The sequence below is a fragment of the Luteibacter sp. SG786 genome, assembly GCF_011759605.1.
Classification (GTDB): Bacteria; Pseudomonadota; Gammaproteobacteria; order Xanthomonadales; family Rhodanobacteraceae; genus Luteibacter.
Map to the genome: position 1 here is coordinate 155,415 of NZ_JAAOYX010000002.1, position 18,244 is coordinate 173,658.

The following is an 18,244-nucleotide window of genomic DNA, read 5'->3' on the forward strand; positions in this document are numbered from 1 at the left end:
ACGGAAAAGGACGTGCAAAGGCATGCCAACGATCAATGTCATGCCTAGTGAAAATAGAAGGGCAAACTTTGCGACCCATGCCCCGTCCCGTGAATTCGACAGAAGGAACATGAGGATGGGCGGCACCAAAGGCGCGATAAGGAAGGCCGCCAGTGCCCGTGAAAGCCGACGATGCTTAGCAAGCATTTCTCATATCCGTCCCACAGAGTGTGACCCTTTAAGTTTGCCGCGAGCGCCGCGCCCCGCGGGCCGTTATTGAACGACGTCGAACAACGTAAATCGCGGAACGAACGTTAGGTGGACATGGGTCTTCCTTCCTTCACTCGAGAACACCTCGCAGCGAAGGTGGTACGAACCCTTCCGCAATGGGAGCCGTTTGAAATCGCCTATGCTTGCAACCTCCACCTCGTTGCCGGCGCCGACTTCCAACGTCAAGTCGAATGCACGCAACGCCGCCTCAGACGTTGGCGGCATGTGCGCCTCGAGGCTGACAGTGACGCTGTGGACACCATCGTCGTCCATCCCGAAGGATACGCTTTCCGGCCGCCACGAATATCCAATGCCCACCTGCTCATCAGTCCAACCATTGAAAGGCTCGTTGACATCGGACGAGAAAATCGAAAGCTGCGTGTACGATACCTCTATATCGAATGTCTCATTCAATGGACCAGATGGCGCGGACGACTTACTTCCGCTTTCATAGCGCAGGCAACCGTTCGCCTCCTCCCGGCTAAGCTCCTCTTCAACCGTTAAGGCAACGGCACCATGGGGGCAACTTATAGCCAGAAGGTTATGTGACGACCACTCAAGAACGATTGCGTGCAACGCTAGAAGCGCCACGACGCGATCTTTATCGACCTCGGAGGACTCTCCGAACCAAACTCGGAAGGTAATGTGTCCGCCGCGTTTTACAACGCCGTTGACAACATTCGATTCATCCAGCGCAACTGAATCACCGAGCGACAGGTCGTACAAAAAGAAAGGCACACAGCAAATGAGAAAGGTTCCTCCCTCCTCTCGCCTCACCCATAGTTGCTCCCATCTAGGGGTATCGTCGATGCGGGCAAGACAAATGAAGTCAGCCTGCCCCTTCCAAGCCGGCGCCTCATGTTGAGCACAGTAGTCGCCCGCAGCGCACTTCACATTCGACTCTGAAGTCATACTGGCACGACCTTAACCAGCTCAAGCGCCAAGTTGCGGCAAGCACCCAAGCGAATGATCCACCCATTGAGGGAGGCGTCATTGCGTACAACGCCGGTTGCCCGAACGCGCTTTCCGTTAAGTGAAGAAGTATCCGGTACGTGATCGTATCCGATGAGCGACATGCATCCGCGCGTATCCCATCGTTCGTGATCACCGGCATCCAACCACAAATTGTGATCTTCGTCCGCCAGGCTGATCCAGGCTTCCACGGTGATTGTCTTTCCTTCGTACGCGGCAGGCCGAGTCAGCACATCCACTAATAGGGGATCCGTATCCGCCCTTGGCTTCTCGACCCAGGTACAGGATGCAAGGAATGCCAGCGCGACCAACAAGGACGTCCTGCTATGCACATCATCCCCCTGGGTCATGGTTGTGCCCACCGCTTCAGTGAAACACCCACCGACCGGCTGCAAGATCGGCCTCAATTAGATAATTGACTTAGCGCTTAGCCTCGTAGACTTCGAGCATATTGTTCAATCTGTCGCGGTCCATCGATGTGAGACCTGGATCATCTACAAGCTCCCTCACCAGGTAGAACTGCTCATCGGTTTCGATGGAGCCTCGCTTGACGATGGCCGCCCACTTTTTTGACAGATAGGCGCGAATCATCTCGATGGAGGGCGCTCCGGCCTCTTCCAGCTTCGCAGAAAGAGCAGCAATTGTTTCTGGCCGCTCATCCCTCAGCATCGATATCGCGTCAGATATGCCCAGGCGTAGGCCTTTAGCAGCCAATGCGCGACTCTCCTTCTCCATCCTTCCCAGCACGCGTATAGGGTTCGCGTCGCCCTCGATGTGACGAGGGTCGAAGATTACCCCGACAACCACCTGAAAGAAGAGTTTCAATTGATCGTAGTCAAGCACGTGTATCACTCCCACTCGCGGCTTGTGTCCGGCAAAGCTCTTGCTGGCGGCCTCTTGAAGCTTGAAGCTAGGCGCCTTCCGCCTCCATGCGCCGGCTCACTTTGGAAAAGATCTCCCATGCCTCGGGATCACGGTCGAGAATGTGCTCGCTAAGGTATGGATCGTCGACAAATTCCTTCGGCTCCAGCGCGAGCAGAAACCGAGTCCTGTCATAGCTAGCGTGCCAGTACCTTGATGCGCGAGAGTCCGAGACGTCAAAGGCCCGGATGGCGTCGCGTCGCGAGGTTATACGAGCCCCTGCGCAGAAAGCGCAAGACATTGCGGTTCGGTTGCCGAAAAGGCGCAGCACCTGGGGCCCTGCCCCATGACGATGCGACGCGACCGGCTGCCTGAACCGGGCACTTTCTTGCCCGATCCTGCCACCCGCCGCGGGGGAGGGCCCCATCCGGGATAGGATGCATAGCATCTCGACTAGCCCTCGGATACCCCATGTCGCGCCCCCTGCTCGACGCCATCAAGCGCTACACCGAAAGCCAAGGCGGCACGTCCCCGTGGTTCACCGCGATCGAGGACGTGGTGATCATGCGCGCGGAGCTTCCGCACCAGTCGCAGGTGGTGTTTCGGCCCTCCTTATGCGTGGTAGCCCAGGGCGCCAAGTGGAGCGCTTTCGGCGGTCGCCGCTACGAGTACGGCCCCGGGCAGGCGCTGGTGGTCAGCGTTGAAATGCCCGCGTTCAGCCGCGTGGTGCAGGCCAGCCCGGACGAGCCGTTCCTGGGCATCGCCATCGGTCTTGATCCGACGTTGCTCGGCCAGGTGATCGAGGAGCTGCCGACGCCCGTAAAGCCTTCGCCAGGCGTGGCACGCGGGGTGTTTGTCACGCACTACGACGGTCCGCTTTCGGACTGCGTGCTGCGCCTGGTGAGGCTGCTGGATACGCCGGAGGCGATTCCCCATGTCGCGCCATTGATCAAGCGCGAGATCGCCTATTGGCTGCTTACCGGGCCGCACGCCGCCGACGTGGCAAAGGTGACGCTCGGCGATCCGGGTACACGACGCGTGCTCAGTGCCGTGCAGACGTTGCGTGCCAACTTCGCTGAACCCATGCGCATCGACGATCTGGCTAACATGGCCCAGCTGAGCCCGTCCGCGTTCCACCGGCATTTCAAGGCGCTCACGTCGATGACGCCGCTGCAGTTCCAGAAGCAGCTGCGGCTGCTGGAAGCCAGACACCTGCTGGTGGCCGGCCAGGCCAATGCCGAGACCGCCGCCTATCGCGTGGGCTACGAAAGCGCCTCCCAGTTCAGCCGCGAGTACACGCGCATGTTCGGCGCGCCCCCGCGCAAGGATGCGATAGCACTGCGCAGCGGCGGCGACTCATCCCACTGAGCCGCGCCGCCGCATGCGCCTGGCGCTGCGATTACAACTCCCGCAACGCCGTGGTCACCGGTACCCGCGCGGCGCGCAATGCCGGAAACAATCCGCCGATGAAACCGATGGCCAGCGCCCACTTGATGCCGGTCCACAGCAGGCTGCCACTTACGTGGAAGCGGAAGACCACCTGGCTGAAGTTCGATCCGAGCGTGGACGCCGTGTAGCCGTTGAAGACGATCCACACGATGCCCGCGCCTATCACGCCACCCAATAGCGCCAGCAGCATCGTCTCCAGCATCACCGACACCACCACCGGCAAGCCGCGGAAGCCGATGGCGCGAAGCGTGGCGATTTCCCGTGCGCGTGCCTGGATGGCCGCGAACATGGTGTTGAGGGCGCCGAACACGGCGCCGATCGCCATGATGATGCCCACGGTGATGCCCACCGCGCGCAGCACCTTGGTCAGGCCTTCGGACTGCTTGCCGAAGTACTCGCGCGTGGTGCTCACGTCCACTTTCAGGCGCGGGTCCGCCGCGAGGCTCGCCTTGAAGGTATCGAACGCCTGCGGCGAATCGAGCAGCACCGTCACCGACTGCACGCTGCTGCCGCGGCGATAGGCCGACGCCACGCTCTGCGTGTCGCCCCACAACTCCGATTCCAGGGCGTCGTTCGATTCGAAGGTGCCGACCACGGTCCAGGTCTGTCCGGCCAGGCGAATGCTCTTGCCCACGTCCAGGCCCTCGAACTGTTCACGGGCGCCCTTGCCGACGATCAGCTCGCGCAGCCCGGGGTTGAACTTGCGTCCCTCGACGATCTTCACCTGATCGCGCAGGTTCCAGACATCCTCGCTCACGCCGCGAATGGGCACATTCGAATCGCTGTTGGGATCGCCCTTGCGCGGCAGGTTGGCCACCACAACGAGCTCGCCCGAAGCGATGGGCTTGCCCTGCGCGTCTTTCTTCACGCCCGGTGCCTGAATCACCACGTTGGCGCTGTCGCGGTCGAGGATGGAGTTGAGCTCCGCCTGCGATCCGCCGCGCAGCACGATGGCGGTGCGATCGTTGCCGGTGGCACGCAGGGTATCGGCGAAGCCTTCGCTCATGGCGAGCATGGCCACGAGTACCCCCACCACACCGGCGATGCCCACGACCACGACGGAGGAGGAACCCAGCCGCTGCGTAACCGTGGCGAGCCCCACCTTGGTCACTTCCCAGGTCTGCCGTCCGCGGCGGGTCACGGCCATCCAGATGGCCAGCGCCACACCCAGCGCAACGATGCCGGGCCACGGCAACGCGATCCAGATCGCGAGGAACACGGCCACCACGAGCAGGGTGAGCACGTTGGCGGCGAATGTCTTTGCACGTTTCATCGGTGTGTCTCCTCAGCGACCGGCGAGCGCGTCGACGATGTTCAACCGCATGGCGCGGATGGCGGGCAGCGCGCCGACGAGCGCGCCGATGGCCAGCATCAGCACCAGGCCCAGCACCCAGGTTTGCACGCCGATCGGCGGCAGGTTCAACATGCCGCCGCTTCCCTTGGCCACGATGGGCACGATGACACCGGCCAGCCCCAGGCCGATCACCCCGCCGAGCAACAGCAGGAGCATGCCCTCCGCCAGCACCATGCCGAGCACGCTGCCGCTGGAGAAGCCGATCGTTTTCAGCACGGCCAGTTCGTTCGTGCGTTCGCGCACGGCCTGGGCCATCGTGTTGCCCGTGAGCAGGATCAACGTGAAGAACACCGCGCCCATGATCGCGGACACGATCAGGCCGATGTCGCCGAGCTGCTTCGCGAACGAGGCGTTGAAGGCCTGCTCCGTCTGCGTCTTCGTCTCATGGTCGGAGTTGGCCGAAAGCGCGTCGATGGCCTTGGCCACGGCATCGGCTTTATCGGCCGAGGTAAGCTGCACGGCATACCAGCCCACCGTGGTGCCCACGCTCTGGAAGGCGTTGGCGTCCTCGAAATACTTGTGGTGGAAGAAGAACTGCTGGTCGGTGCCGTTGGCGGCGCCCTTCGCGGGCGTATAGATGCCCACGAGGTCGAACGGCCAGGTCTTGTCGCCGTTGCGTTGCGGAAAGATTGTGGACTGCAGCGGGATCTTGTCGCCCACCTTCCAGCCGAAACGCTTGGCCAGTGCCTCGCCCACGATGGCGCCGGTGCGCGTGCTCTCGAAAGCCTTGCGCTGCTCCGGCGGCAACACGATCTCGTGGTAGATATCGAGATAGTTGTCGCTCACCGCGAAACTGAGCACGAAGTTCTTCGGGTCCTGGTAGATACCGCCGAACCAGTTCGCATAGCCCACGGTCTTCACCCCGGGCACCGCCTGCATGCGCGTGGCGAGGCTGGCGGGCAACGACTGGATGATGGAATAGCGCGACGTGGTGATGAGACGGTCGACCCCGACCACGCTGCCTCCGGAGGAGAACGCCGCGCGGGTGGCATCGAGCATGCCGAACAGCAGGAATGCCGCGAGGATCGACACCAGGGTGAAGAAGGTGCGTGCCTTGCGCCGGAACAGCGCGGCCCAGATGAGGTGCAGGTATTTCATGCCGGCATCCTCCGCATCACGCCAGGGCCGACTCGACGAGGGTGCCCTTGTCGAGGTGCAGGGTGTGGTTGGCGTATTCGGCGGCCTTCGGATCGTGCGTCACCATCACGATGGTCTTGCCGTGCTCGCGGTTGAGCTCGCGCAGCAGCCCCAGGATCTCTTCGGCCGACTGGCGGTCGAGATCGCCGGTGGGCTCGTCGCAAACGAGCAACGTGGGATCGGACACGATGGCGCGTGCGATGGCCACGCGCTGTTGCTGGCCGCCCGACAGTTCCGACGGCTTGTGCGTGGCGCGGTCAGCCAGCCCCACGAGTTGCAGAGCCACGGAGGCGTTCTTCTTCCGCTGCGCGCCGGAGAGCTTCGTCAGCAGCAGCGGCAGCTCCACGTTGCGCTGCGCGGTGAGCATCGGCATGAGGTTGTAGAACTGGAACACGAAGCCCACGTGCGCCGCGCGCCACTTCGCCAGGGCGCCCGAGCCGAGCCGGTCGATGCGGTCGCCTGCCACAGTGATGCTGCCGCCCGTCGGCGTGTCGAGGCCGCCGATGAGGTTCAGCAAGGTGGTCTTGCCCGAGCCCGATGGGCCCATCAGCGCGAGGAAGTCGCCTTCCTCGATCTTGAGGTTCACGCCGTGCAGCACTTCGACCTTCTGCCGGCCGCGCTCGTAGACCTTGGAAAGATCCTGGATGTCGATCAGGGTGGCCATGGTTCTGTCTCCGTACGTGTCAGGGCGTGGTGGTGGTGATGCGGACGGTGGCGCCGTCGGCGAGATCGGAAGGTGGCGAAACGATGACGGTGTCGCCCGCGGCAAGACCCTCGGTCACCAGGCGTAGGTCGCCGGTGGCTTGGTTCGCGGTTTTCACCGGGCGGCGCGCGGCCTTGCCTTCGGCGACGGTGTAGACCACGTTGCGATCGTCGCGGCGGATGACGGCGGCGGCAGGAACCAGCACCCCCTTGGGCGCATTTGCCTGGGAAGGTGCGCGCCGCTCCAGGAAGGACACGCGTACGCCCATGTCGGGCACGATGCGGGCATCTTTCTGTTCGAGGGCTACGCGCACCTTCACCGTGGCCTTGCCGCGATCCGCGGCAGGCACGATGGCGATCACATGGGCGGGAATGCGCCATTCCGGATACGCATCGAGCACGGCTTCGGCCGGCATGTCGGCCTGGACGCGGCCGATATAGGCCTCGTTGACATCCACGTCGATTTCCAGCGAATCCATGTCGACGATGGTGCCCACGCCGGTGCGGGTGAATCCGCCACCCGCGGATAGCGGCGATACGATCTCGCCCACCTGCGCGGCCTTGTCGGTGATCACGCCGTCGAACGGCGCACGCACCACCGTGTAATCGAGATTGACCTGCCCCACGCCCACCTGCGCGTCGGCGGCATCGGCCTGCCGGCGTGCCGTATTGAGCTGTGCGCGATACGTGTCGGCCTGCGTGCGCGCCTGTTCGGCGAGCTGCTTCGAGACGAGGCCGCGGCCCACCAGGGCTTCCTGCCGGTCGGCGTCGCGCCGCGCTTGGGTGAGCTGCGCCTCGGTCTGCAGCACGTTGGCGTGCGCCGCGGCGGCATTGGCCCGGGCGGAGTCGAGGCTCGCACGCAAGGCGTTGTCTTCGAGGCGCGCGAGTACCTGCCCCTTCTTCACCCGGTCGCCTTCCTCGATCAGCACCTCGGTGAGCGTGCCCGTGATCTGTGCCGAGACGGTCGCCTGCCGGCGCGCGGTGACATAGCCGGTGGCCTGCAGGACGGCGCCGGCCTCGGCGCTTGCGCTCGGCGCCACGGCGGTGGCGGTGCGCACTTCCACGGGCCGGTGGCTGAGGAAGAACCAGGCGCCGCCGCCCACGGCCAGCAGCACAACCAGCACGGCCACGCCGATCCACACGGCCCGGCCGCCGGCCCCTCCCCCGTCGCCGGGCGCTTCCCTGGCCGATTTGTCGATCTTCAGCTGCCGCAGCAGCTCGGTGTTCGAAGTCATCTTCCCTTTCCCCAAGTGCCATGTCGGCAGCAAGATCATGCGTTCCCGCGGCGACCGTGCACCACTTCCCGGCATCAGTCATCTGCCGTGACAGGTGTCACCTGCTAGGCTTGGCCGATGACTACCGTGATCCCTACGCCGGCCCAGCCGAGCATTCCCGTCGCCGGGCGCGCCGAGCGCTTCCCGGTCCGCCGCATCTTCTGCATCGGCCGCAACTACGCCGACCACGCCCGTGAGATGGGCGCCTCGGTGGACAAGGCCAATCCGATGTTCTTCACCAAGCCGGCCGATGCCATCGTGACCGACGGTGCGGACGTGCCCTACCCGTCCGCCACACAGGATCTGCACCACGAGGTGGAGATGGTGGTGGCCCTGGGTGCCGGTGGCTCCGATCTTTCGGTCGAAGAAGCCGGCAAGCTCGTCTGGGGCTATGGCGTCGGCCTCGATCTTACCCGCCGCGACCTGCAGGCGCAGGCCAAGGCCAAAGGCGCTCCGTGGGACGTGGCCAAGGGCTTCGACCATTCCGCGCCGGTGTCGGCACTGGTGCCGGCGGGCGAGACCACGATAGCCGCGAACACGCGCATCGCGCTCGAGGTGAACGGCGAGGTGCGCCAGCAGGCCACGCTGGGCGAGATGGTGCTCGACGTGCCGGAAATCCTCAGCGCGCTTTCGCGTCTGTTCGAATTGAAGGCCGGTGATATCGTCTACACCGGTACACCCGCAGGCGTGGCCGCGCTGATCCGCGGCGACCGCTTCCGCGCCACGCTGGAAGGTGTCGCCACCCTGGAAGGGCGCGTCGCCTGACTTCGCGAAGTGCCTACATTGGGACCGCTAACTTCATTCGTTCGCTGCCATGCCATGAGGAGAAGGGCCGATGAGCTTCATCGCGGAATTCAAGAAATTCGCGCTGCGGGGTAACGTGATCGACCTTGCCGTGGGTGTCGTGATCGGCGCCGCGTTCGGCAAGATCGTCACCTCGCTGGTCGACAACATCATCATGCCGCCGATCGGCTACGCGATTGGCGGCATCGACTTCTCGGACTGGAAGTGGGTGCTGAAGCCCGGCGACCCGGCCACCAAGACGGCCGAAGTGGCCGTGCAGTACGGTGTCTTCATCAACGTGCTCATCCAGTTCGTCATCATCGCGTTCGCCATCTTCCTGGTGGTGAAGGCCATCAACCGCCTCAGCCATCGTGAGGAAGCCAAGCCGGCGCCGCCGCCGGCCGATGTGGCGCTGCTCACGGAAATCCGCGATTTGTTGAAGCAGCAGAATCGCACGCCTTGAGGTTCGCCGCAGTCCTGTAGGAGCCGCTATAGCGGCGAGTAGGCGCAGGGAATCCACGCATTGTCACCAGAGCGGCGAGGTGAGCATTTCCTCGCCGCTATAGCGGCTCCTACAGGGGCGACGCCCCCAGGTGAGTGCCAGCACCCATGACTTCCGGCCTACCTGCCGTTTTTGCCCCGGCGCAATAATCGGTCTTTCCGTCCTCGGGGGTTACACATGCGTCACACGCTCCGACTTCACGCGCTTGCCGCGTGCCTTGCGCTTGCCTTCTCCGTCCATGCCGCCGACAAGGCCACCACGATTCCGCAGAAGGCGGTCACCGCCGCCACCGAACTGCGCGACCGGGCGATGAACGACAACACGGGCTACGAGTTCGTGAGCCAGCTGACCACCGAAGTGGGCCCCCGCGTTGCCGGCAGCGCCGCCGATGCGCGCGGCGTGGCCTGGACGGTGGCGAAGTTCAAGGCGATGGGCTTCGACAAGGTCTACACCGAGAAGGTGAGTTATCCACTGTGGCAGCGCCGTAGCGAGCATGCCGAGATCGTCTCGCCCTTCCCGCAGCCACTGCTCCTCACGGCGCTGGGTTATTCCGCAGGCACGCCGAAGGGCGGCCTCACGGCCGAGGTGGTCGGCTTCGACGATCTGGACGCGCTGAAGAAGGCCGATCCCGCCACCGTGAAGGGCAAGATCGTCTATGTCAGCACGCACATGGAGCGCCACAAGGACGGCCACGATTACGGCATGGGTTCGGCCACACGCACCATGGGCGCGGTACTCGCCGCGAAAATGGGTGCTGCCGCCTACCTGCTGCGCTCGGCCGGCACCGACCCGCACAGCCGCACGCCGCATACCGGCGTCACGGGCTTCCGCGATCCGAAGGAGGCGATTCCCGCTGCCGCGCTGTCGCTGCCGGACGCCGACCAGTTGGAGCGTGTGCTGAAGGAAGGCAAGCCGGTTTCGCTGAAGCTCGACCTCGATGTCGGTTTCGCCGGAATGTATGAAGGTGCGAACGTGATCGCCGAAGTCACTGGCCGCAAGCACCCCGATCAGGTCGTCGCCATCGGCGGCCACCTCGATTCCTGGGATCTCGGCACGGGTGCCATCGACGACGGCGCCGGCGTCGCTATCGCCGCGGCCGCCGCCAAGCTGATCAAGGACATGCCGCAGCGTCCTGACCGCACCATTCGCGTCATCGCGTTCGCCAACGAAGAGATGGGCCTTTGGGGCGGCCGCGCATACGCCGAGGCGCATGCGAAAGAGGTTTCGAAGTTCCAGTTGGGTACCGAGTCCGATTTCGGCGCCGGCCGCATCTGGCGCATGAGCGCCAGCGTGAAGCCGGAAGCGCGTGGCGCCATCGAGCAGATCGCGAAGGTGATCGAGCCCATCGGCGTGGCGTACGACGCGACGAAGCCGGGTGGCGGCGGTTCCGACCTCTCGCAGATGCACGCGAAGGGCATGGCCGCGCTGTCGCTCACCCAGGACGGCACCGACTACTTCGACTACCACCACAACGCCAACGACACGCTCGACAAGATCGACCCGAAGGCTCTCGCCCAGAACGTGGCGGTGTATGCGGCGTTTGCATACATGGCCGCGCAGGCGGACGGCGATTTCGGCTCCGCGCCGGATGCCTTCAAGAACGACGGCGCGCACGACTGATCGAGGCATGGCTGCTGTCCTTGGCCGGCAAGCTGACTCCCACACAAAGCGTTCGGATAGCTTTGTGTGGGAGCCGCTTCAGCGGCGATGGACGCTCGCGACAAGATTGCCCGCTGCCGCGGGATCGCCGGCATAGCCGGCTCCCACATAAGGCATTTCACACCACTGCAAGCCTCATATCTCGCAGGGCAAGCCGGTTCCATATAAGGCCAGCGAGTTTCAGTGCGCCGGCGTGGTTTCCAGCTTCTTCGCCGGCGCCAGCCTGTCCTGCAGGCGGTTCATGTACAGATAGATCACTGGCGTGAGGTAGAGCGTCAGGATCTGCGACACGATCAGTCCACCCACCACCGCAAGCCCCAGGGGGCGCCGCGTTTCAGCACCGGCGCCGATGCCCAGCGCGATGGGCAGCGTGCCCGCGAAGGCGGCCATCGTGGTCATCATGATGGGGCGAAAGCGTACGCGGCATGCTTCATAGATGGCGTCGAACGGAGCCAGGCCCGCCTCGCGCTGACGTTCCAGCGCGAAGTCGATCATCATGATCGCGTTCTTCTTCACGATGCCCACCAGCATGATGATGCCGACGAACGCGAACAGGTCGAGCGACGCGTTGAAGATCACCAGCGTGAGCAACGCGCCCACGGCAGCCGCGGGCAGGCCGGAGAGAATCGTCAACGGATGGATGAAGCTCTCGTAGAGGATGCCGAGCACGAGGTAGATCACGAAGACGGCCAGCAGGAGCAACAGGCCCATGCCCTTCACCGAATCCTGGAAGGCCTGCGCGGTGCCCTGCACCGAACCGCTGAGCGTGGGCGGCAGTTTCATGTCGGTGGTCGCGCGGTCGATGCTCGCCACCGCGTCGCTGAGCGACACGCCCGGCGCGAGGTTGAACGACACCGTGACCGCCGGGAGCTGGCCCTGGTGGTTCACCGTGAGCACCTGCGGCACGCGCTGGAAGCTCGCAACCGTGTTCAAGGGAATGAGCTTGCCGCTGTCCGAGGTGACATAGAGCCGCGACAGCACGGCGGGATCGTCCTGCATGCGCCGTTCCACCTGGAGGATCACCCAGTACTGCGTGGCGGCGCCGTAGATTGTCGAGATCTGGTTCTCGCCGAACGCGGTGCCGAGCGCCGTCTGCACCTGGTCCATGGTGAGGCCCAGCGGCGCCAGCTTGTCGCGATTCACCGTCACGACCATGGATGGACTATTGAGATCGAGGTCGGTGGTCACGTCCTGGAAGCCCGGCAGCTTCTGGAACGCGGCAACGAGCCGGCCCGACCAGTCGTAGAGCGCATGCAGGTCGGTCGATTGCACGGTGTACTGGTATTGCGCCTTCGATTGCCGCCCGCCGACCTGGATCGCGGGGGGATTCTGGATATAGGTGCGGATGCCCGGCACTTCGGCGAACTTGCGGCGCAGCTCCTGGATGACCTCGTCGGGCGTGGTGTGACCACGATCGGCCGGCGGCCTCAGGCGAAGGAGCATCGAGCCCGCGTTCGCGGTGGCGCGGGGGCCGCCCGCGCCGACGCTGGACATCACGGCTTCGATATTCGGGTCTTGCTGCGCGATGGCGGCCAGCGCCTGCTGGCGTGCCGACATCGCGGCGAAGGAAATGTCGGTCGGGCCTTCCGTGGTCACGCGCAGCTGCCCGCTGTCCCCGGCCGGAATGAAGTCTTTGGGCGTGACCACGAAAAGCACGCCCGTTGCGACAAGGCTCAACGCGAACACGCCGAGGACGGTGCGCGGATGCCGCATGCCCCACAACAACGAACGCGTGTAAGCGTCCGACACGGCGGTGAATCCCCGGTCGAACCAGCGCACGATGAAACTCGGCCTGTCGTGCGCGTGCGCCTTGACGAAGCGGCTGCACAACATCGGCGTGAGGGTGATCGACACGAAGCCCGAGATGAGGATCGAGACGCTGATGACGACCGCGAACTCGTGGAAAAGTCGGCCCACGATGCCGCCCATGAACATCACCGGGATGAACACGGCCACCAGTGACAGGGTCATGGAGAAGATGGTGAAGCCGATCTCGTTGGCACCCTTTACGGCGGCCTCGAAGGGCGCTTCACCCGCTTCGATGTGACGCATGATGTTCTCCAGCATCACGATCGCGTCGTCCACCACGAAGCCCACTGCGAGCGTGAGCGCGAGCAGCGAAAGATTGTCCAGGCTGTAACCGAGGGCGAACATGGCGCCGAAGGTGCCCAGCACGGAAATCGGCAACGCCACGGCCGGGATGAGGGTGGCGGAGGCATTGCCGAGGAACAGGTAGATCACCAGCACCACGAGCACGCCGGCCAGCACCAGCGTGAACTGCACGTCATGCACGGATTCCCGGATCGACGTCGAGCGGTCGTACATCACGCTCAACTTCATCGACGGCGGCAAGGTCGCGGTGAACCCAGGCAGGAGCGCGAGGATCTTGTCCACCGTCTCCACGGTATTGGCGCCCGGTTGGCGCTGGATGGCGAGCGTGATCGAACGTCCGCCATTGAACCAGCTGGCTTTCTGGTCGTCCTGCACGCTGTCGTGGGGTGTGGCGATATCGGACAGGCGAACGGGCGCGCCGTTGCGATACGCCACCACCACTTGCGCATAGTCGGCGGCCCGCATCAACTGGCCGTCCGAACGGATCGACAGCAACTGGCGCTTCCCGTTGAGCGAGCCCGTCGCCTTGTTCACGTTGGCGGCGGCGATGGCATCGCGCATCTGGTCGACGCCGATGCCCGTCGCGGCCAGACGATCCGGGTCGACGGCGATGCGCACCGCGTATTTCTGCGAGCCGTACACGTTCACCTGCGCCACGCCATCCACCATCGAGAGGCGCTGCGCCAGTTCGGTTTCGGCGTAGTCGTCCACCGTCGAAAGCGGCAGCGTGGACGATTGCATGGTGAGAAAGAGAATGGGCGCGTCGGCCGGATTCACCTTGCGATAGGTGGGAGGCGTCGGCATCTCGCGCGGCAGTTGCCGGGTGGCCGCGGAAATGGCGGCCTGCACGTCCTGCGCGGCACCGTCGATGCTGCGGTCCAGTGCGAAGGTGACGGTGATGTTGGTGGAGCCCAGCGAACTGGACGATGTCATCGAATCGATGCCGGCGATGGTCGACAGCTGCGCCTCGAGGGGCGTCGCCACCGACGATGCCATCGTTTCCGGCGAGGCGCCCGGCAGGCTGGCGCTGATGTTGATCGTCGGGAAGTCGACGTTGGGCAGTTCGTTCACCGGCAGCTTCGGGTAAGCGGCGATGCCGAAGATCACCAGCGCCGCCATCAGCAGCGTGGTCATCACCGGCCGGCGGATGCAGAGTTCCGGCAGATTCATGGGCGCACCCTCAACCCTCGTCGACGCGCACGCGCGCGCCGTCGACGAGCAGCATCTGGCCTTCCGTCACCACGCGTTCGCCCGCCTGCAATCCCTTGTCGACCACCACGCGGTCCGCAGTGGTGGCGCCGGTGGTGATCGTCCGCTGCTCGACGCTGCCGTCCTTCTTCACCACGAAGACGAAGGTGCCCTCGGTCGAACTCTGCAACGCCACCACCGGAATGCTCACGGCGTCGAGCAGGCGCGTCGTAGGCAGCGTCACCTCTGCGAACTGGCCAGGCGTAAGCCGCCCGTCGGCGTTCGCGAAACGGCCCTTGAGCACGATGGTTCCCGTGGTGGCATCTACCGCGTTGTCGATGAATTCCAGTTCGCCCGTCAGCGGTTCGCCATCGTCGCCGGGAATCTTCGCGTGTACCGGCAGGGTGCCGCGTCGCGCGCTGTTGCGCACGGCGGCGAGGCTGTCCTCGGGAATGGAGAAGGCGACGCGGATGGGGTCCACCTCGTTGAGCACCACGATGTCGGTGGTGTCGGCGTTGAGCGTGGCGCCCGGGTAGGCCAGCGGCGCGCCGGTCACGCCGTCGAAGGGCGCCACGATGGTGGTGAAGTCGAGCTGTGTCTTGGCGGCCCTGGCGGCGGCGCGGTCGCTCTCCAGGGCCGCGCGGGCCACGCCGAGGTTGGCCTTGTACAGATCGAAATCGGCGCGGCTGACGAAGCCTTTGCCCAGCATGTTCTGGTATCGCGCCAAGTCGGCCTCGGCCTTCACGAGTTGGGCCTGGTCGCGCGCGACATTGCCCATGGCCTCGTCGTACGCCGCCTGCAGGGGACGCGGGTCGACCTTCGCGAGCAGCGCGCCCTTCTTCACATGGGTTCCGGGTGTGAACGCCAGCGATTCCAACTGCCCGTCGACACGGGAGCGCACGTTCACGGTGGAATAGGCCTCGGCCCGCCCGATCACCTTGAGGGAAAGATCGATTTCACCCCGCTTGGCCGTCGCGACCGTGACCGGAACGCCCGCCGACGCGCCTTTCGCGGCCGCCCCTGTGACGGCTTCGCCACCGCCTTTGCCGTGTTGCCGCCACAGCCCGAAAACAACGACCGCGACGACCACGAGGCCGACGATGAGGAGGAGTTTCTTCCCGGGGGATCGCTGCATGTGGGCTCCGGCCGAATCCATCGGTTCGGTCGCCGCGCTGGGGGAGGCGCGGGCTTTGGGTTCAGGGACGGTTATCCGTAGAAGCTAACGCACATCCCCGCGACAGGTTGACCGGCGTTCAGCTTTCCTCGCCGGGCCCGTCCAGGCCCTGGAGATTTTCCTTCATGCGGTCGAGCACGGCCAGCATGGTCTGCAGTTCTTCGGTGGAGATGCCGTGGGTGGCATCGCGACGCAGGCCGCGGGCGATTTCCTCCATGTCGTCGATGACGCCGCGGGCCTGGTCGGTGTCGTGCAGGCGCCAGGCGCGGCGGTCCTTCGGATCAGCCCGGCGTTCGACGAAGCCCGCCGACTGCAGGCGATCGATGACGCGGCCCACGGCGATGGGTTCCATGTCCAGCTGTTCGGCCAGCTCGTTCTGACGCATGCCAGGGCGGCGGTGCAATGCCTTCAGGGCGCGCCACTGGGCGCGGGTAAGGCCGAAACGCACAGCCCGCCGGTCGAAGTGCTTGCGGAACAGCAAGGTCACGTCGTTGATGAGGTATGCGAACGAGATATCTTCGGCTTTGATTTCGGCCATGGCCTTTGGTGGATCGCTGCTTGGTCCGGGACATCGTAGCCAAATGCCACGTGGCCGTCACAAGGAGTTTTCCTATGAAAGTTGAAGTGATCGAAACGGATATCACTACCTTGGCGGTGGATGCGATCGTGAACGCCGCGAACGAATCGCTTCTGGGCGGCGGCGGTGTCGACGGTGCGATCCACCGCGCTGCCGGACCAGCACTGCTGGCTGCTTGCCGCGCCTTGCCGGAACTGCGCAAAGGTGTTCGGTGCCCGACGGGGGAAGCCCGCTACACACCGGGATTCAACCTGCCCGCGCCGTTCGTGATCCATACGGTCGGGCCAGTCTGGCATGGCGGTGACCGCGGCGAACCTGGCCTTTTGGCCGACTGCTATAAGAATTGCCTCAAAATCGCGCGGCAGTTGGGCCACGATTCGATCGCCTTCCCTGCGATCAGCGCGGGTATCTATGGCTACCCGGCCGAAGCGGCGGCGGAGATCGCCATGACGACGATTCGTAACGCCGAATGGACCCCCGGGCGCGTGGTCTTCTGCACCTTCGGCGCGAGGATGACCGGCATCTATCGCGCCTTGCTGTAGTCGGCCTTACCGGGGATAGAGCGGCGGCAGGCCCGGAGCAGAATCGGCAGGTGGCGACACCTTCCAGTCGAACCCCTTGGCGAAGGCCTCGCGCAGCGCCGCACCCGGAACGGGACCGTCCGCAAAACGCGCACGCTGCAACGCCGCGATGGCCTGCGTCTGCGGCCCTTCATGAAGCTGGTCCGACAGACTGCCCAGCGAACGGACGGCCGGGCGGACGGCGCGAGCCCATTGCAGCAGACCTCGCTCGATGGCCGCCGGATCGGAACCGGCCGCCACCTCCAGGAACCGCTTGTGCGCCGCGCGTTCGCGCAAGGGTGCCTCGGCATCGGCGGGCGTGGCCGCCGGCTTGCGCGAGCGGTGACGCCGGGCGACCACGAACCATGCGGCAAGCGTCAGCAACCACAGCGCGAGCGCGCCCACGAACAACCATCGCCAGGGAATCGCATCGCCGGCCACAGGAACGGACGACGTCGCGGTGGCGGCGGCAGGCGCAGGCACCGGCGTATCGCCTACGGGCGACTTCGCGGCCGGGTTGGCGGACGGTGCGGCACCCGCCGCGCTCCCCGGCGCCACCACGATGTCGTGCGCGGGGACCGTGGCGACTTCCGCCTTGTCCGTGATCACGTTCCACCAGTGCAGCGTGGTGGCCGGGATATGCAACGTGCCCGGCCGGGTGGGAACCACCGCGAAGCCCTGCTGGCGGCGGCCGGTTACCCAGGGGCCGCTGACGCCGCCGCCGGTCACCGCCTTGTCGGGATAGACGTCGGCGCCATCCAGTGTGGGCAACGACAGCGCCGGCAGGGCTTCGAACGGCATGCCGGTGGCGCTCAACCGCATGGTGAGCGTGATCGGCTGACCGACGCGTGCCTTGCCGTCGGGCGGCAATCCGTCGAGCGCGAGCTTCAGGTCGCGCGCCGGAATCCAGGCGCCGTCGGTGGCGGACGCCGGACGGCCCTTCACCTCGACGCGAAGCTTTTCGGCAACGGCGTTCACCGGTTCGCCGGCGCCGAAGAAAGAGTTGGCGTCGGTGGGGTCCACGGCCGTGCCCTGGAACGTGGGCGGCTGGATCTCGAGCGTGCCGGCGTGCTGCGGAAAGATGGCGTAGTGCCGTTCGACGACATTGAACCGGCGGCCGCCCCGCATCGCCTGGTAATTCGCGTCCTGGCCGATGCGCCGCACCTCGGCGCCTTCGGCGGAGGGATCGCCCAACTGCCCGTCGGCGAGGTTCACCGCGAAATAGAGGCGCAAGGTGTAGTCGATCTGCTGGCCCACGTAGGCCTTGGTCGGATCGGCCGTGCCTTCCAGCACCACGGGCCGGTCGGCCGCTGCGGGACCGGTGTCATTGGAAGCCACCACGTCCAGCGACACAGGCTGCGTCTGCTGTCCGCCGATGCTGAGGGGAGGAACGGTGAGATGGCCCTCGCGCCGCGGGCGCAATGCGATGCCCAGGATGGTGCGCGACTCGCGCCTGCCGTTGACGATGCTCAAGGTGTGGTTCGTGGACGTACCGAGCACCACGAAATCCGGCGTGAGCGGAGAAAGGTCCGGCGACTCCGTCGTCTGGTCGGCTATCTCGATATTGAGCGTGACCGTCTCGCCCACACCGACCTTGCTGCGGTCGAGCGAGGCCACCGGCGCCGCGGCCTGCGCCCAGGCAAGCCACGGCAAACATCCCAGCACGATGCCGAGCAGAATCCTGCGCATGT

General features: G+C 65.1%; 16 protein-coding genes. 5 read left to right on the forward strand and 11 right to left on the reverse strand.

What is annotated here, in order from left to right; genetic code table 11:
- Positions 1-252: 252 nt before the first annotated feature.
- From comJ to FHS47_RS12555, 3 genes are all read right to left on the reverse strand, one after another.
- Complete coding sequence (gene comJ, locus FHS47_RS12545; protein ID WP_167028289.1) at positions 253-1,161, reverse strand: competence protein ComJ; 909 nt, start codon at positions 1,159-1,161, stop codon at positions 253-255.
- Positions 1,158-1,412, reverse strand: coding sequence for a hypothetical protein (locus FHS47_RS12550; protein ID WP_167028292.1), 255 nt, complete (start codon positions 1,410-1,412; stop codon positions 1,158-1,160). The genes comJ and FHS47_RS12550 overlap by 4 nt, the downstream gene beginning before the upstream one ends.
- A 229-nt stretch (positions 1,413-1,641) precedes the next feature.
- Positions 1,642-2,064: a hypothetical protein gene (locus FHS47_RS12555; RefSeq protein WP_167028295.1), complete on the reverse strand. Its 423-nt coding sequence runs from the start codon at positions 2,062-2,064 to the stop codon at positions 1,642-1,644.
- A gap of 489 nt (positions 2,065-2,553) precedes the next feature.
- On the opposite strand from FHS47_RS12555, the gene FHS47_RS12560 reads away from it, so the two are divergent.
- Complete coding sequence (locus tag FHS47_RS12560) at positions 2,554-3,450, forward strand: AraC family transcriptional regulator (RefSeq protein ID WP_167028298.1); 897 nt, start codon at positions 2,554-2,556, stop codon at positions 3,448-3,450.
- 31 nt (positions 3,451-3,481) lie between these two features.
- On the opposite strand, the gene FHS47_RS12565 is transcribed toward FHS47_RS12560, so the two are convergent.
- Genes FHS47_RS12565 through FHS47_RS12580 form a run of 4 tightly spaced genes read right to left on the reverse strand, consistent with a single transcriptional unit; the run spans position 3,482 to position 7,959 of the window.
- The gene (locus tag FHS47_RS12565; RefSeq protein WP_167028302.1) at positions 3,482-4,804 is read right to left on the reverse strand and encodes an ABC transporter permease; all 1,323 of its coding nucleotides are present in this window, start codon (positions 4,802-4,804) and stop codon (positions 3,482-3,484) included.
- A gap of 12 nt (positions 4,805-4,816) precedes the next feature.
- The gene (locus FHS47_RS12570) at positions 4,817-5,983 is read right to left on the reverse strand and encodes an FtsX-like permease family protein (protein WP_167028305.1); all 1,167 of its coding nucleotides are present in this window, start codon (positions 5,981-5,983) and stop codon (positions 4,817-4,819) included.
- Positions 5,984-5,999: 16 nt separating this feature from the next.
- Complete coding sequence (locus FHS47_RS12575; RefSeq protein ID WP_167028308.1) at positions 6,000-6,686, reverse strand: ABC transporter ATP-binding protein; 687 nt, start codon at positions 6,684-6,686, stop codon at positions 6,000-6,002.
- Between the two features lie 19 nt (positions 6,687-6,705).
- Positions 6,706-7,959 (reverse strand): efflux RND transporter periplasmic adaptor subunit, encoded by a 1,254-nt coding sequence (locus FHS47_RS12580; protein ID WP_167028311.1) that lies wholly within the window; start codon positions 7,957-7,959, stop codon positions 6,706-6,708.
- A gap of 117 nt (positions 7,960-8,076) precedes the next feature.
- On the opposite strand from FHS47_RS12580, the gene FHS47_RS12585 reads away from it, so the two are divergent.
- The 3 genes from FHS47_RS12585 (at position 8,077) to FHS47_RS12595 (ending at position 10,903) form a co-directional block, all read left to right on the forward strand.
- Positions 8,077-8,763 (forward strand): fumarylacetoacetate hydrolase family protein, encoded by a 687-nt coding sequence (locus FHS47_RS12585; RefSeq protein ID WP_167028314.1) that lies wholly within the window; start codon positions 8,077-8,079, stop codon positions 8,761-8,763.
- A gap of 70 nt (positions 8,764-8,833) precedes the next feature.
- Positions 8,834-9,244 carry a large-conductance mechanosensitive channel protein MscL gene (mscL, locus tag FHS47_RS12590; protein WP_167028318.1) on the forward strand — a complete coding sequence of 137 codons (411 nt, stop codon included), beginning with the start codon at positions 8,834-8,836 and terminating at the stop codon, positions 9,242-9,244.
- 216 nt (positions 9,245-9,460) lie between these two features.
- Entirely contained in the window at positions 9,461-10,903 is a 1,443-nt protein-coding gene (locus FHS47_RS12595; RefSeq protein ID WP_167028320.1) for a M20/M25/M40 family metallo-hydrolase, read from the forward strand.
- A gap of 219 nt (positions 10,904-11,122) precedes the next feature.
- Here the strand turns inward: FHS47_RS12595 and FHS47_RS12600 are convergent, their stop codons facing one another.
- From FHS47_RS12600 to FHS47_RS12610, 3 genes are all read right to left on the reverse strand, one after another.
- Entirely contained in the window at positions 11,123-14,224 is a 3,102-nt protein-coding gene (locus FHS47_RS12600) for an efflux RND transporter permease subunit (protein ID WP_167028323.1), read from the reverse strand.
- A gap of 10 nt (positions 14,225-14,234) precedes the next feature.
- The gene (locus tag FHS47_RS12605; protein ID WP_167028326.1) at positions 14,235-15,377 is read right to left on the reverse strand and encodes an efflux RND transporter periplasmic adaptor subunit; all 1,143 of its coding nucleotides are present in this window, start codon (positions 15,375-15,377) and stop codon (positions 14,235-14,237) included.
- A gap of 118 nt (positions 15,378-15,495) precedes the next feature.
- On the reverse strand, positions 15,496-15,954 hold the full coding sequence (locus tag FHS47_RS12610; RefSeq protein WP_167028329.1) for a MarR family transcriptional regulator: 459 nt from the start codon (positions 15,952-15,954) through the stop codon (positions 15,496-15,498).
- A 74-nt stretch (positions 15,955-16,028) separates the two neighbouring features.
- Between FHS47_RS12610 and FHS47_RS12615 the strand changes: the two genes are divergently transcribed.
- Entirely contained in the window at positions 16,029-16,535 is a 507-nt protein-coding gene (locus FHS47_RS12615; protein WP_167028332.1) for an O-acetyl-ADP-ribose deacetylase, read from the forward strand.
- A 6-nt stretch (positions 16,536-16,541) separates the two neighbouring features.
- On the opposite strand, the gene FHS47_RS12620 is transcribed toward FHS47_RS12615, so the two are convergent.
- Positions 16,542-18,242: a BatD family protein gene (locus FHS47_RS12620; protein WP_167028335.1), complete on the reverse strand. Its 1,701-nt coding sequence runs from the start codon at positions 18,240-18,242 to the stop codon at positions 16,542-16,544.
- Positions 18,243-18,244: the final 2 nt, after the last annotated feature.

Excerpts from the sequence above, each read along its gene's own strand:
- FHS47_RS12615 (WP_167028332.1), top strand. The coding sequence starts at position 16,029 with ATGAAAGTTGAAGTGATCGAAACGGATATCACTACCTTGGCGGTGGAT.
- FHS47_RS12575 (WP_167028308.1), bottom strand. The coding sequence starts at position 6,686 with ATGGCCACCCTGATCGACATCCAGGATCTTTCCAAGGTCTACGAGCGC.
- comJ (WP_167028289.1), bottom strand. The coding sequence starts at position 1,161 with ATGACTTCAGAGTCGAATGTGAAGTGCGCTGCGGGCGACTACTGTGCT.
- FHS47_RS12580 (WP_167028311.1), bottom strand. The coding sequence starts at position 7,959 with ATGACTTCGAACACCGAGCTGCTGCGGCAGCTGAAGATCGACAAATCG.
- FHS47_RS12570 (WP_167028305.1), bottom strand. The coding sequence starts at position 5,983 with ATGAAATACCTGCACCTCATCTGGGCCGCGCTGTTCCGGCGCAAGGCA.
- FHS47_RS12585 (WP_167028314.1), top strand. The coding sequence starts at position 8,077 with ATGACTACCGTGATCCCTACGCCGGCCCAGCCGAGCATTCCCGTCGCC.
- FHS47_RS12565 (WP_167028302.1), bottom strand. The coding sequence starts at position 4,804 with ATGAAACGTGCAAAGACATTCGCCGCCAACGTGCTCACCCTGCTCGTG.
- FHS47_RS12610 (WP_167028329.1), bottom strand. The coding sequence starts at position 15,954 with ATGGCCGAAATCAAAGCCGAAGATATCTCGTTCGCATACCTCATCAAC.
- FHS47_RS12605 (WP_167028326.1), bottom strand. The coding sequence starts at position 15,377 with ATGCAGCGATCCCCCGGGAAGAAACTCCTCCTCATCGTCGGCCTCGTG.
- FHS47_RS12620 (WP_167028335.1), bottom strand. The coding sequence starts at position 18,242 with ATGCGCAGGATTCTGCTCGGCATCGTGCTGGGATGTTTGCCGTGGCTT.
- FHS47_RS12595 (WP_167028320.1), top strand. The coding sequence starts at position 9,461 with ATGCGTCACACGCTCCGACTTCACGCGCTTGCCGCGTGCCTTGCGCTT.
- mscL (WP_167028318.1), top strand. The coding sequence starts at position 8,834 with ATGAGCTTCATCGCGGAATTCAAGAAATTCGCGCTGCGGGGTAACGTG.
- FHS47_RS12600 (WP_167028323.1), bottom strand. The coding sequence starts at position 14,224 with ATGAATCTGCCGGAACTCTGCATCCGCCGGCCGGTGATGACCACGCTG.
- FHS47_RS12560 (WP_167028298.1), top strand. The coding sequence starts at position 2,554 with ATGTCGCGCCCCCTGCTCGACGCCATCAAGCGCTACACCGAAAGCCAA.